Origin of the sequence: Alterileibacterium massiliense (assembly GCF_900104645.1) — a bacterium.
In the GTDB taxonomy this organism is placed as follows: Bacteria; Bacillota; Clostridia; order Peptostreptococcales; family Anaerovoracaceae; genus Alterileibacterium; species Alterileibacterium massiliense.
In genome coordinates this window covers 724,311-738,782 of sequence record NZ_FNWE01000002.1, presented here as the reverse complement: position 1 = coordinate 738,782, position 14,472 = coordinate 724,311, and the positions used below count along the sequence as shown (strand labels likewise).

General features: G+C 33.7%; 13 protein-coding genes and 3 pseudogenes. All 16 read right to left on the bottom strand.

Translation table 11 applies throughout. From position 1 onward, the window contains the following. Window positions 1–2 precede the first annotated feature (2 nt). Window positions 3–266 carry a hypothetical protein gene (locus tag BQ5371_RS05305; RefSeq protein WP_001042378.1) on the bottom strand — a complete coding sequence of 88 codons (264 nt, stop codon included), beginning with the start codon at window positions 264–266 and terminating at the stop codon, window positions 3–5. A 17-nt stretch (window positions 267–283) separates the two neighbouring features. Then, window positions 284–1,147, bottom strand: a complete 864-nt coding sequence (locus BQ5371_RS05300; RefSeq protein WP_071132855.1) for a VirB6/TrbL-like conjugal transfer protein, CD1112 family — start codon at window positions 1,145–1,147, stop codon at window positions 284–286. 19 nt (window positions 1,148–1,166) lie between these two features. Then, a pseudogene (locus BQ5371_RS06875) lies at window positions 1,167–1,265 on the bottom strand (Maff2 family mobile element protein); the annotation flags it as partial. 151 nt (window positions 1,266–1,416) lie between these two features. Then, window positions 1,417–3,285: a group II intron reverse transcriptase/maturase gene (gene ltrA / locus BQ5371_RS05295; protein ID WP_456297576.1), complete on the bottom strand. Its 1,869-nt coding sequence runs from the start codon at window positions 3,283–3,285 to the stop codon at window positions 1,417–1,419. Window positions 3,286–4,009: 724 nt separating this feature from the next. Beyond that, a pseudogene (locus tag BQ5371_RS06870) lies at window positions 4,010–4,138 on the bottom strand (Maff2 family mobile element protein); the annotation flags it as partial. Between the two features lie 3 nt (window positions 4,139–4,141). Next, complete coding sequence (locus BQ5371_RS05290) at window positions 4,142–4,453, bottom strand: single-stranded DNA-binding protein (protein WP_000807041.1); 312 nt, start codon at window positions 4,451–4,453, stop codon at window positions 4,142–4,144. 165 nt (window positions 4,454–4,618) lie between these two features. Continuing rightward, window positions 4,619–5,431: pseudogene (locus BQ5371_RS05285) on the bottom strand (VirD4-like conjugal transfer protein, CD1115 family); the annotation flags it as partial. A gap of 11 nt (window positions 5,432–5,442) precedes the next feature. After that, window positions 5,443–5,628: a transposon-encoded TnpW family protein gene (locus BQ5371_RS05280; RefSeq protein WP_071132852.1), complete on the bottom strand. Its 186-nt coding sequence runs from the start codon at window positions 5,626–5,628 to the stop codon at window positions 5,443–5,445. A 111-nt stretch (window positions 5,629–5,739) separates the two neighbouring features. Beyond that, window positions 5,740–6,747, bottom strand: a complete 1,008-nt coding sequence (locus BQ5371_RS05275) for an ORF6N domain-containing protein (RefSeq protein ID WP_071132851.1) — start codon at window positions 6,745–6,747, stop codon at window positions 5,740–5,742. A gap of 21 nt (window positions 6,748–6,768) precedes the next feature. After that, the gene (locus BQ5371_RS05270; RefSeq protein WP_001222545.1) at window positions 6,769–7,092 is read right to left on the bottom strand and encodes a hypothetical protein; all 324 of its coding nucleotides are present in this window, start codon (window positions 7,090–7,092) and stop codon (window positions 6,769–6,771) included. A 173-nt stretch (window positions 7,093–7,265) separates the two neighbouring features. Further along, entirely contained in the window at window positions 7,266–8,030 is a 765-nt protein-coding gene (locus BQ5371_RS05265) for a phage replisome organizer N-terminal domain-containing protein (RefSeq protein WP_071132850.1), read from the bottom strand. 2 nt (window positions 8,031–8,032) lie between these two features. Further along, the gene (gene mobQ / locus BQ5371_RS05260; protein ID WP_071132849.1) at window positions 8,033–9,685 is read right to left on the bottom strand and encodes a MobQ family relaxase; all 1,653 of its coding nucleotides are present in this window, start codon (window positions 9,683–9,685) and stop codon (window positions 8,033–8,035) included. A 243-nt stretch (window positions 9,686–9,928) separates the two neighbouring features. Further along, window positions 9,929–10,258, bottom strand: coding sequence for a DUF3847 domain-containing protein (locus tag BQ5371_RS05255; RefSeq protein ID WP_009346081.1), 330 nt, complete (start codon window positions 10,256–10,258; stop codon window positions 9,929–9,931). 83 nt (window positions 10,259–10,341) lie between these two features. Next, entirely contained in the window at window positions 10,342–10,758 is a 417-nt protein-coding gene (locus tag BQ5371_RS05250) for a sigma factor-like helix-turn-helix DNA-binding protein (RefSeq protein ID WP_001074479.1), read from the bottom strand. Window positions 10,759–11,012: 254 nt separating this feature from the next. Further along, window positions 11,013–12,755 (bottom strand): ABC transporter ATP-binding protein, encoded by a 1,743-nt coding sequence (locus BQ5371_RS05245; protein ID WP_019132841.1) that lies wholly within the window; start codon window positions 12,753–12,755, stop codon window positions 11,013–11,015. A gap of 1 nt (window position 12,756) precedes the next feature. After that, the gene (locus tag BQ5371_RS05240) at window positions 12,757–14,469 is read right to left on the bottom strand and encodes an ABC transporter ATP-binding protein (protein WP_019132842.1); all 1,713 of its coding nucleotides are present in this window, start codon (window positions 14,467–14,469) and stop codon (window positions 12,757–12,759) included. Window positions 14,470–14,472: the final 3 nt, after the last annotated feature.

Genomic DNA, 14,472 nt, shown 5'->3' with positions numbered 1-14,472 from the left:
ACTTACCTCCCATCTTCTTTACCCTTTGAAAGCTCCTCTATATGTTCATATACGGAGCCGATTTCTTCCTGAATACTTGCAATCTGTTCATCTGTGCTTCTGTTATATCTTTCCTGAATTAGACAAAAATCATTATGGCAGCGACCGATATCCTTTGTTCTTGCTTCCAAGTCATTCACCTTGCTATGAAGCCTGATTCTATCCATAACTGCCATAATACTTGTTCCAACTGCTACTGCTATCAATACTGTTTTTCTTTTATTCATCATATATTTCCTTTCTTTTAGTGTGCATTTAATACGCTTTTGGCCAGTGTTCCGCTCTTTAGCATCATTAACCCCAGCAAAACCGCATATCCAAGTATCGTAAAGGTACTTGTGTGTATATCTGTTATCTGTATTGTCTTAACTAATACTGCGTATATTCCAAGACAAACCATTAAAAAGAGTCCTTGTAGCCCAAGTGCAAATAAGCCTTTGATATAGTTTGTTCCGATTTGTCCCCACTCTTTGTTTCCCATTGTGGCAAAAGGAATGGCTGAAACGGATGAGTAAACATAAATCTCAAACATTCTGCCGTATACCACAAGCATAATCACAATGGAAATGACCTGTATTGCCACCTTTATGAGCGAGGTTTCAAAGAGTATCATGACAAGCTCTCCAAGACCTTTATCTTTTAAGCCTTCTACCATCGTTACAATCTGATCTCCGGAGATAACGGCAGAGGTGTTAATTACCCCTGCCGCTTTATTTACCATGTGCTGTGCCACATCAAAGACTGCCATAGAAAACTGAAAAGCGTGAGACACTAACCATACGGCAATCCACATCTTAATGATGTACTTAAAAAATTCAAAGGTGTCCGTATCATGCATATTGTTCTTTTGCATTACCATATTGATAAGCTCAATACAAAGGACTGCTGTGATGATTAGTCCCGCTATGGGAATAATGACGGAATCGTTAATGCTTTTGATAAAACTAAAAACCTGTCCGTTCCACCCCATCGGTGTCTTTCCCACATCCGTTGCAATCGCACCAACTTTATCGTTGATGTCAAGAAACATGGACTCTAAGTTTGCTTGGATACCGCCCAGTAGAAGATCTTTGAAAAACTCCTCTATCTTGTCGAATATCCCAAACATTTAATTTCTCCTTTTCTTCTTACTTGAGTACATTTGCAAGAAGCGGAATCAGCTTTAATCCGATAAGGACAATGCCGCCTCCTGCCATAAGCTGCTTAATGCCCTGAGATTTTGCACCCGATAGTGATAGGTAATCCTTTGATGTTATCTCCGGATTTTCCCCCACTTCACACCGTGCATGCGACTTTCACCGCACACGGCGTTCCATCACAAGAAAGATTTTCACGTTTTAACTAAGACTTACACACTTCGTAACAAATTATTTTTTTCTAAATTAGTGGCAATCCTGCCATTTTTCTAAGCTTATTACATTTCTCGATCTGCTTGACCGTTAAGCCAAGCTCTTTTATATACTTTTGGATTGTATCTTCTTTTGTTGCATGGATAAGTATATGAACTGCTTCTGTAACAAGAATTAAGTTGCTATAACTGTCTGTACCGCCTTGTTCAAACGGTATCTTGTGATGGCAATGTATATCGTTTGGTGTAAGTTTTACACCTGTTACCCCACATCTGCCATATTGAGCTGCAAAGAGCGAGATTCTGTTGTCTGCAAACTCTATACTCTTATCAAGTACAGGATGTCTCATCAACCAAACAAGTGTATCTACATCAATTTGCAGATTTTTATGAATAAAAGCTCTGCCCTTTACAGTGTATTTATTTACAACCTTTTTCTTGTGTTTTGCGTCCTTTGTCCTAATATATCCAACTGGAATTAGCGGATGTCCATTAAGGAAGCGAAGCTGTTTACTTTTTCCATATTTTTCTTTGATAAATCCTTTGTTTAGCGTTCCACTGGTTTTAATATCAAGTCTGTTGTTCATCTGCTTTTTAATGTGAAAGGCTATTTTAGCAAAGTCCAAACTTACATTTGTTGCTATTTGGTAGTAATTATGCAAGCCTGAAACAGTGGCATTATACTTGGCTATTGCTTTGTACTGTTCCTTTTCGTTTGCAGGTCTTTTTATATCCGCAACACATTTAGAAATATTTTCTTTTGCATTTTTCAGTGCCTTATCACTTATATGCGACTGTACAACAAACTTTTTGCCTTTTGGTTTAACCTTAAGCTTAAATCCTAAGAACTCCGAATACCTTTGTTTTAGATTTGTTATTTTAGATTTTTCTTCACTCACATTTAGTTTTAATCGGTCTTGCAACCATTTTGTAACTGCCTGATAGGTTCTTTTTGCATCGTAGTAATTACGGCAAAATATCTTAAAATCATCAGCATACCTTACAATGTATATTTCTTTTAGGTTGCTTGTTCTTAAAGCTCTGTAAGTATGGCTTTTTATCTCTGTTCCTTGACTGTTCGTTCTCTGTTTATATGGATAATGCGTAGGCATTGTCAGCCATTGAGATGAAACCCACCAATCTAATTCGTTCAAGACTACATTAGATAGTAGCGGTGATAATATTCCGCCTTGTGGTGTTCCCTTTGTTGGTGTAATTACCTTTTTATCGGGCATAACTATGTCTGCTTTAAGCATTTCCTTAATGATACAAAGTAACTTTTTGTCTTGGATTCCTAAATTCCAAAGCTGCCTTATGAGCTTTGCATGATATACGTTATCGAAAAATCCTTGTATATCAATATCGACTACATAGTGTAAGTGCTGTATCTGCATTAGTCTTGCACATTCTGCAATAGCGTGTTCCGTACTCCTGTTAGGTCGAAACCCATAGGAACTGTCATGAAACTTGGCTTCACATATCGGCTCTAATATTTGCAAGATACATTGTTGTACAATTCTATCTACAATAGTTGGTATTCCTAAAGGTCTAATTTTCCCATTAGGCTTTCGCATTTCCACTCTCTTTACAGGGCGTGGCTTATACCAATGAAACTGTTTTTGTATGAGAGAAATGTATTCTTCTTCATTTAGCCTTGATAGATGTTTTATTGTTCTGCCATCTACCCCAGCCGTATGACTTCCTTTGTTCCCTTTTATACTACGATAGGCAAGTTTAATATTTTCTCTTGAAGTTATCAACTCCATTAAATTTGAAAATACTTTATTATTACCGCTATCTTCATATAAATCATCAAGGACTTTTTGCAAGTCATAGTATTCCGTATAACGGATTTTGCTTTGTTTCAGTGTTTGTTTCGAAGTGGACACAGTCACCATCTCCTTTCGGATTTGATTTTCTTTGTCATACTCGAAGCTGTGTTTGTCTTAATTTCAGTTCTTGTACTTTCATGTGACTGGTGGCTATCCCTCCACGAACTTATTATTTTCGCTTCATAGGTACTGTGCCACCACTTTCACCGAGATAAAGAATGGTTATATGCTGTTTTTTTTTTTTTTTCAGTCATTTTCCCATTCAACACTTCATTAGCATTAGACTGCTTCCATGCTCTTGGCTTACCACGTTCCGACAATCTTATCTTTGAATACGTTTAGGTTCTTCCTCTAAGCCTGTGTTTAGTTTTCACCATATCGCCTGTAACGATATATGGATTTTCATAACAACCATTCTTACTCATCCACAAACACCCCATCTTTGATGGGAATTGCCGTTAGGCAAATTCAAACGTTTAGACCCTTACATTCGGAAGTACGTCAGTGCTTTGGTATACACATTCTCACCATGCGTATTCGACACCCGACATATAGGTAGCACCGTCCACCTCTGAACAGCTTTCGTGTCTGATGTTAATATCAGTCTTACGGCTACTCTCTGCCGACTTCACCGAGCTTTTGACAATGAAATAGTCTAATATTCATTGCCAATCGGAGTATCAGTGTAGGCATTTCAGGGCGTTACCCCGTCATTCTACCTATCAGATTGCCAGTTCTCCTAAGTTTTGAACTTTCAGTCCTTCGACTTAGTGCATAAGCTTTTCACTTATGAACGTGTCGCACGATTGTCATTACCATATCCTTCCATCAGGTTGATAACACCCCATGCTCCAAGTCCTGCACCTACTGCCATTACCAAAATCTTTAATACATTAACTGCCTGTGTAAAAAATTCCATAATTTATTCCTCCTCGCTTTCTTCTTTCTTTTCAATCTTGTTATATGACTTCACTACAAAGTTTTTGTAAGTCTTTCCCTCTTTTTCACGCTTCTTAAAGTAACCAAAGATATGAATCAAATCGCCTTTTTCAAAGTCCTTTGCTTTCTCCGATTTTTCTCCATAGGCTGCACAGTTGATATACTCCTTGCCTTTCCCGTACTTTTTTACAAGCGTGAAGTTTGCAACCTCAACAGTTTCTCCCTCTTTGTCAAAACTTGAAAAAGTTGGTTCCGCCAATAAATTGGCATTGATGTTAATCATTTCTTGCTTCATTAAAAATTTCTCCTTTTCGTTTAAATAAAAAAAGCGATCGGAGTTTTTCTTTTCCAATCGCTGATACTCTTGCTATTTAGTTTTCCTTAGTGGGACTTCTTATCCTTACCATCTTTCCTCCTGATTTTGAGTAATAAAAAAGCAGCAAATCTATGTTCTTTAGACTTACTGCACTCTTGTAATAACCGTTTCTCTATTTAATTTTGCTTTCCCTTTTCTCTTGATATATTCCTCAATATCAAAGGCATTTTTCTTATTAAAATCTTCAAGTAACTTGTAATTCTTATGCTTTGTAATATCAAATTTATCTGATAAAAACGGTCTTACACCTCTAAGCTGAAAGATACATTTACTGCCATCCATAACCGTTATCTCATCTTGACTCATAAGCTCTTTTCCTGTCTTTTGGTAATTGAGTCCATAACTATTAGCATTTGATCTTGTTTCCGATGTATTATATAAATCTATCGTTTCTTTTCCCAGTGTTTCGGAAAGTTCCTTTAATGTGGTCTTTTCCTTGCCACCAAGAAACAAGGTACTATCACAGTTGCCCACAATTGTGTCCGCATTATCTTTATAGATTGCCTTTAACTGAGATTGTGCTTGAAGAATTATACTCGCTGATATTTCTCTGGAACGGATTGTCGCTATCAGTTTTTCAAACTTTGGAATTAAGCCGATGTTTGCAAACTCATCAAGTAGGCATCTTACATGAACAGGTAATCTTCCTCCATACACATCATCTGCCTTATCACATAGCAAGTTAAATAGCTGAGAATACATAATAGATACCACAAAGTTAAAAGTATCATCTGTATCGGAGATAATGACAAAGAGTGCTGTCTTTCTATCTCCCAGTGTATCAAGCTCAAGTTCATCTTCACTCATTAGTTCTCTAAGCTCTCTTATGTCAAAAGGAGCAAGTCTTGCTCCACAAGATATTAGAATAGACTTGGCAGTTTTCCCTGTAACAACTTGTCAAGGACTTTCTAATCATTTTTATGAGGTTTTTTATCTTTTTCTCGCTCCATTTCTCTAAGCATTATCCTTTTCAATTTATCTTGCATAGTTTCAGTCGCATTTTCATTAAAATGGACAATAACCTCATAAGTTGCTTTTCCAATCTTTTTTATAGTCTTTGTTCCTGTATTATGTTCATTTTTATTTTCGTGCATATTATTTTCCCTCCTGTTAGTTGCAATCAAAAAAAGACGATAGAGTTTTATTTCTACCGCCTTTCACAAGTCTTATAGCTATTCATTTAATAACGCTTTACCATTTACATATTAAATTTTCAAATCCTTATTGTTCAGCATTCCGCCAAACATCGTATGATACATATCCTTGGAAGATTCCTCTATCTTTGTAATACTTGATATTTTATTTCCTGCGTCCTTTGATGACGCTCCGCAAAGATAAAAGGCTTCACTGTCTGTTCCGTAGTCAATGGCAATATATCTATCGTGATACTTTTTACCTGCAATTTTCATCTTCAGATTGATATTAGGGTAATCTTTTCTAAAATCGTTTAGGATATTTTTTGTCAGCATATCCTTGTTTTTCACATTGTCGCTAAAGACTATAATTTCAACATTGTCTTTTGCAGCCCTTAATAATTCTAAGGTTTTCAAGCCTATATAGTTGTCTATCACATAAATACTTTTCTTTGCAGACTTATATATTTTTGTATAGGCAACATCTGCTTCAATCTTATCTCCGTTCATTAAAAGGAAATGCTTGTATGTGTCCGGATCTATAAAATTATCCATAACCTTTTTCAAATCTTCTTTTGTAGCCATTTGCGACTTTATTTCAGCTATATCCTTTGTATTTTGATTTGTCTGTACTGCTATTTGAACTAATTCTTTTGAACCGATAAAATCTTGGTTTTCTATGATAAAATCTTTCATTTGCTTAAATGTTCTAACTAAAGCTCTACTTTGCCTAACAGCAAGTTCACCTCTTAGTACAGTCATAAGCATATAGATTCCTTGTTCTGTAAAGGCATAAGGATTGTATTTAATATTACTTCCTCTACCAGTCCCTCTGTTCAAGGTGAAATTTTTGCACCTTGAAAGTTCTACCATTTCTTCGTCCGTTAATTGGAACATGAAGTCTTCACCTTCAAATTTTTCTGCGTTGTTTTTCACCTGTCTATTAAAGTTTTTTGTTTCATAACCATATATTTCAGCTAAATCTGCATCAAGCATTACTTTTTGCCCACGAATAAGATATATTTTTTCTTGTATAGTTTTATCATCTACAATAACTATCTCTTTATTTTCTTCTGCCATGAAATGCACCTCCAACATTATCTAAATTCTTTTATATTTTTCTACTCCGCCTTCAGCTTTTCCGATGTGTTCCACATTTTTTACAAGTCTCTTATTTACATTTTCATAAAACCATCTGCCAATCAATGCCGGCGGTGTTGCGATTAACTCTCTCAAAACAAATTCTTTGCCTTTCGGTAAAGAGCTAATTTTGTTTAATAAGGTAGTATATAGGTCAGCATAGCTTGTATTTTCTTGTAAACTGCTACACTTACAATATTCAGTAACGCTTGGGAAACCTCCCTCTATTGCTTTTTTAGTTAAAATTTCAAGTTCTTCATCGGTTACAGTAAATTGAATTCGCATTTATATATCCTCTCCTTATAACTGAGTTTATTACCATATCATTATCATTTTATCATAAATACGATATTTTTTCCATACTGCAATTTTAAGCCCTATTTTACACTTAGCTATAGTCTGATACCTATTTTATCATTAACGCTCTAAAAACACCTTTCCACCGTCTTATACGAGGTCTACAGGTGTTCCCCCTTGTCATAATCTTCAAAGGTATATACTTTTGATTTACTGTTTTCCTTTAATTTCCCTTTGTCTTGTTCATACCAATGAACTAAGGTCGCATAATGGTCTTTGTAGTTTCTTCCTGTGCTTTGCATATAGGTTGACAGCTTCTCTATCATTTTATCCCTATGACCTTGCATTTTATCCTTTAATTTTCCATATTCTTCATCAGTTAAGGAAACATTTTTATATTCTCCATAAAGGGAGGGGGATATTTTTTCTTTCTCCCCCTCTTTTTCTAACTCTATATCTATATCTATATCTATCTCTTTCTCTTTCTCTATCTCTCCGTTGCAGTTTTGTTGCAAAAGGTTGCAAGATGTTGCACCAGTGTTGCATTGCAACGCTTTTTGTCCTCTTGATTTCCTCGAACGCCTTGTAGACGCTGTTTCTGAACCTATAAGACTTGGGATTTCTGTTAAAAAATACTCGTCATTTTCTGTGATTATCTCCATCAATCCTTGTCCTACAAGATAATTTACTGTAACCATTACATCATCTTCCGTTTCATCAATCGTTAATGCAAGCTCCTTGATAAAGTCTGTTTCTACTCCGTCATAATACAGCTTCCCACTATCTTTTAAGCTAAGTAAAAGCAATTTAAGATAGATGATTGTATAGGTATCTCCTCCTGATATTTTTCTTAGCCTTTTGATTCTCTTACCTGTAAAAAAATCTTCTTTCAATTTTAACCAATAGTATCTTCTGTTGTCTGCCATTTTTATCTTTCCTCCCCTTTATTTTTATAATTTTCTTTAGCCTTTTCTTTTGCTTTTTGTTTGTACTGACCCTTTCTTTCCTCTTGCTCTTGAAATTTTTTCAGTTGTGCAATTACACTTGGTTTATCTCCCCTCTTAATTGCCTTGTCTATCTCTATAGATAAATCTATTCCATACTCATCATTGACAATCTTTACTGCATATTTGATATGATCTATCTGCTTAAATTCGTCTTGAACTTTAGCTTTATCTTCAGTTAAGTCTTGTATCTCTTTTTCAAGGCTTGATATTTCTTTCTGCCAATCACTCGACTTTATAGCTGATGTTCCAGTAAATTTTTCTATAGTCTTTCTTGCTTTTTTGTAGTTTTCAATTTCATCTTTATGTGAATTGTAAAATTTATCTTTAAGAAAAGTTTTATCTTTATATTCCTGATATACCGCCTTATTTTCTTTGATGATGTCTGCACAAATAAAGCAACGATTTAACTCCTTTATTCTTTGGGTTTTGCTTTGAATATCTTCACTTATCTTTTTACTTTGCTTTGCCAGTTCAAAGACTTTTTCTTGTAGGTCTGCTATGGTTTGAAGATGATTATCTTTTAGATAGTAGATTGCTTTTACAAATCTCTTTAGGTCTGCATTTCCCTTTTTTATCTGTCCATAGTAGGATAGATTTTTTGTTTTTTCTCCCTGTATCTCGTTATAGATAGAAATATATTCATAGAGGTTAAAGAGTTCTGCTTTATTCTCCAGTTCATCTTTTTTAGTCTGTTTATACTCATCGTATTTTGCTTGCAGGTTTCCAAGTAACTCATCTATCCAAGAGGTAATTTCTTTTATCTTGTTCTTGATGGCTTTTACTAAGAAATTATGCTTTTTGATTTCTCTATTGATGTTTCCTTTGTCGGTTTCGATTCCTTTTTTCTCTAAGGCACTTGCACTTGCTCCCATGTGAATGGTTGGGATTTCTTCTATCCCTTGTCTTTTGTAGGAACGATGATCTACTCTCTTTTCCTGATGATTTTTTTCTAAATACTGATTACAAAGACTTGCAAAATTCTCTCTCCATTTCTCTGCATTGCCTTTATCGTTCCAATCTGTCAGCTCTACTTTTCTTGTTTTGTAATTACCACTTTTTAGTTTTATCTTTTCTCCCTTTTCATCAAGAACATATTCTTTTTTGCTTTTTGCCAGCCACTCTCCTTTTTCATTGATCGGTCTAAGAGTAGTCATAATATGAGCGTGGATATTGTTATTTTCTTCAGCACTTTCATCATGAATTGCAAGGTCTGCTATCATTCCTTTTGATACAAAATTTTCTTGTATGAAGTCGGTAATGAGTTTCTTGTTTTCTTCAAAGGATAATTCTTTTGGTAGAGCAATGATAAAATTTCTTGCAAGCTGTGCATTGCTTGCTTTCTCATTTAGTTCAACGCTGTTCCATAATGTAGTTCTATCTTTTAATGCTATAGGGACATTCTCCGGCAAGAAGATTTCTGAATGTAAAAGTCCTTTTTTATTATGATAGTCATGAACTTCTCCGTCCCATTCATTTTTGATTTTCTCACAAGAGATATATGCTGCACTTGCAACTGCCGATTTACTTTTTCCTCTGCTTATCATAGAAATATTAAAGTGAAATGTTTCTGCCACTTTTAAGCTCCTTTCATTTTTTGTTTGTTTTCAGGTAAAGGAAAAAGCAGACAGGTTATTTTTTGTATCTTTTCCTATCTGCTTTATCCGTATGTTTTTATTAAGTTTTGGATTTTCAAAGACTTGCCAAAATCCCTTAGTTTACTAAGGGCGCAATTATACACCCTAAAGGGTGCTTTGCGTCCTGCGGAGCTTTTTGCCCTTGCAGGGAGCTTCTGAAAAAACTAAGGTCTTTTATTTTATCTACTCTATGTCCGTTTCATCTTCCATATCTTTCCCATTTATCATTTCTTCATAGGCTTGTCTGTATTCTTCTGTGTGAGTAGAGATATTTAACAGTTTTTCTATCTCCTCATTGGTAAATATTAGAGGATTTTTAATGACCCTTTCTACTATCAATCCCCTTTGTATGAGCCTGTGATTTCTTCTTTTTCGTTCCTTTTCATTTGCCAGTTTTTCTAATTTTTTGCCTTGATTTTGTAATTGTTTCAGCTTTACATCGCACTTTTCTCTTTCTTCCTGAAGTTCAGAAATTTGTTCCTGTACTTCCTGTAATGTTTTTTCTTTCTTCATTTTTAATTCCTCCGTTTTGGTATCTGCTTGTTTCCATAAAGAAAGGTTAAGCACCTTTTTTGACACTTAACCTTTCCAAGTTTTTAGATTTTATCTTCTAAAATCTTTCTCAGTTTTTCTAAAATCCTATCCCTCCTCCCACTGATTGCTTGATGTGTAACTTTCTCTCTTCTGCTGATTGACCTTAGACTTTCTTCTTTGTAGAAGATGGCTTCCATTAGTTCTCGTTCTTCTTTTGTAAGAGTATTTAATGCTCTATGAAGTTCTTCAATTCGCATTTTTACTTCTACAATTTTTTCTAAGTCTATCTTTTCATCTATGATGTTATCTACAAAGTGTCCATCATGATCCAGTGCCGAAAATGGTATTACATTATGCTTCCAATCTTTTCTTTGGAGATACTTTTCATGCTCTGTTATCTTCCAATAGGCTTTGTAGACTTCTTCACTTACAGGTACGGCTTTGCCTTTTACATAAAGGTAATATTCTTTCTTTGCCACTTAGTCATCCTCCTTTTTAAGTTCTCTGTTTTGGTTTTGAGAATAAAAAAAGGAGGACTTCTACACTTTGGTGTAAATAGTCCTCCGAAAAGAAATGAATCTATCTTTTCTTTAGATATATTTAGTTGCTTGAGATAATAAGAAACTATAAGGCAAGAAGAATTTTTTGTTATTTCTTTCTTCTATATGAAAAGTCTTTTTCATCTTACTCCCCCGTTTCTTACATCTATCTAATATTCATATATCAAACCTTTCTAAACTACCCATTCTTCAGATTGTTTTCTGATTTCAATAAAATCCTTATATATTCCATGTTTAGATACAAGTTCACTATGTGTTCCTACTTGTTTTATAACACCGTCTTTTAAAACAACTATCTGATCTGCATTTTTTACAGTAGAAAGCTTGTGTGCAATTACAATAACAGTTTTGCCTTTTAATAAGTTTTTCAAAGCAATCAATAATTGTTTTTCATTTTCTGGATCTACGCTTGAAGTTGCCTCATCAAGAATTACAAATTTACTTGGCTTTAACATAGCTCTCGCAATAGATATTCTCTGGCGTTCACCTCCCGATAGGTTTGAACCCCCTTCTTGCAAAACAGTATCATAAGCTTTTGGCAATTTCATAATAAAATCATGGCACTGAGCTTTTTTGGCAATATCTATCATTTCTTCATCTGTTGCATTTGGATTACCAAACTTAATATTGTTTTTTATGGTATCATCAAAAAGATACACGTCTTGAAAAACAAAGCTAAAATTTGAAAGCAATTCATCATACTTGTACTGTTTAATATTTAGATTTCCAACTTTTACTTCGCCAGAATTTACATCCCAAAACCTCGCCATTAAATTGCAAAGTGTTGTTTTACCACTTCCTGAAAATCCAACAAGAGCAGTTGTTTTTCCATCTGGAACAAGCATACTTAGATTATTGAAAAGATTTTCTTTTCCATAAGAAAATGAAATATTGTTCATTGATATTTCTGCTTTATCTACTTCTGTCATTTCACCTTCTTCAATTACAGGTAAATTTCTTAAATTTATAACAGTATTAAGATTTCGTACAGCAACACCCTTAATACTCTGCATACTTCCTGCTAATTCAAATCCAGAAAAAACAACAAAACTCATAACAATTAATATAATAGCTTTAGTAACTTCAATATCCCCTGATAAATATCTTATGATAGAACTAAAAATTATCACACAAATACCAAGTTTAAATACTAACAAGAATAAAAACTGTGTTGGAACTAAAATTTTTTCTACAGCAAGGAAGCCTTTGCGACTTTTTGTAATACTTTCGTTTAGTTCCTTAACTGTATTTTGATCTTTTCCAAATGCTTTAGTTATTCCTATCCCATTTACATACTCAAGCATTTTTTCACTTAAATCCAATTTAAGTCCTAACAATCTCTCTGTTAGTTGATCTGTGCTTTTTTGTGTAAATAAGTTTACTAAGGTTCCAACAATCAAAGTCAACAATATAATTATAGCTGTTGCAAAATCATAAGGTAGTATGAAAATAACCATAATTAATGTCTGTATTGTACCTACAAGCATTTGCTCAATAATAAAAACTCCTATTGTTTCAAGTTCACCTATAACAGTTGACAATGCTCCTGCTATATTCCCTAAAGAATTTGTGCTGAAATATCCCATGTTTACATTTTTTAAACGATCACCAATATATAATCTATTTTCTGCTCCTAAATTGTACGAAGCAATATATTTGTTTTTATCAGCCAGATATCCAAATATAATTTTTCCCACCACACTTATAGCTGCAATAATAAAAACAATATACACATCTTTCATTAAAATGCTTTGGTTCGTGAATATATTTTCACAAATTTTGGTCAAACATAATAGAATTGCACCTAAAGAAACTCCTTCAAATACTCCCTTAAATATATCAAAAATAAGCATTTTTGTTATTTTATTTGAATATGACCCTGACACCTCATATAAAGTTTTTATCAATTCTCTCACTTTATATCACCTCGATTTCTTTAGATTCTGTATATACATCCCACATTTTTTTGTATCTCCCATTTAACTCTAGTAATTGTTTATGAGTGCCTTCTTCAATTACTTCTCCATTATCCACCACAATTATTTTATTTGCATTTACAATTGTAGATAACCTGTGAGCTACCATAATCACTGTTTTATCTTTAATTAACTTATCAATAGACTGTTGAATAACTGATTCATTGTCAGGATCAGAATATGCTGTTGCTTCATCAAGTAGTACAATAGGACTATTCTTTAAAAAACACCTAGCTATTGCAATTCTTTGCTTTTCTCCTCCAGAAAGATTTGCTCCTCCCTTTCCTACAATAGTTTCATATCCATTTGGTAGGCTCTTTATAAAATTATAGCAACTCGCTTTTTCACAAGCCTCTTTAATTTCATCCATACTCGCATCTTCCTTCGCCATCTTTAAATTTTCTAATATTGTTTTATTAAAAAGAAAGTTTTCTTGTGACACATAGCTAACAAGCTCCATATTCTGTTTTAAAGGCAATTCGTTCAAATTTGTTTTTCCAATTAAAATTTCTCCATTAGAAACATTCCAAAATCCTGCGATTAGTTTTGTAATAGTAGACTTTCCACTACCTGAATTTCCAACGATTGCAGTTAACTCATTTTCATTTGCTCTAAACGAAATATTATTTAATACATTCTTTGACTCTTCATATGCAAATGTAACATCTTTAAACTCTACATCATAAGATTTTATGTCTCTTACTTCTTCTCCTCTTTTTAAGTTAGGAATTTCCATTATCTTTTTTATTTCTTCAAATACAACTTTTATATTTGCTATTGTTTCCATATGACTCATAGCTTTTATTAATGGTTTATATGAAGCATATGATAGCAATATACACATGATAAGAGTCCCTACTTCAACACTACCCTTCATAAAGAAATACAAGGAAGCTGGTAAAACGAATACCATAGTTGACGGGATAGTTTCCATAGTTGCTGTCATTGAAAAACAAACACTCAAGTACCAATCAAGCATTGCGTTCTTATTTTCTTCAACAGTCTTTCTAAATTTCCCAAATGATGATGCTGATTTATTAAATGCTTTTATAACTTTAATACCATTTACATATTCAACCATTGTCGTATTCATAGCTTTAGCTGCTTCTTGGTATCTTTTAGATTTTTCTTCATAACCTCGCATCATTAACATTGAGAACAATAATCCCAATGGAATTGTAAGTAAATTTGCAATTCCTATTCTCCAGTCCATTATAAAAATTGTTATGATCAATACTATAGGAATAAATATATTAGCAATAACTTCTGGAATCACATGAGCAATCGGTTTTTCCATTTTATCAAGTGTTTCCACCATAAATTGAGACCACTGTCCGCTGCTTTTTCTTTCAACTTCTCCCATAGAAATTTTACTTAATTTGTCAGCTAATAACTTTCTTTTATCTTCAATAATCCTGTAGGCAAGATTATGAGAAATAATAGTAGATATTTCATGAAATAATATACTTGCTAAAAATCCCAAAAATACAGCAAAAATATATGGATAATAATTATTTAAATTTGTATTTTTTGCAACCAAGTTATTAATAATGGCTGCTACAGAAAAATAAGGTATTACACCAAATCCTACTCCTATTATCGCAATGAATACAGCTGCGAAAATCTTGCTTTTATGTCCCTTTAAGATATCCATCTT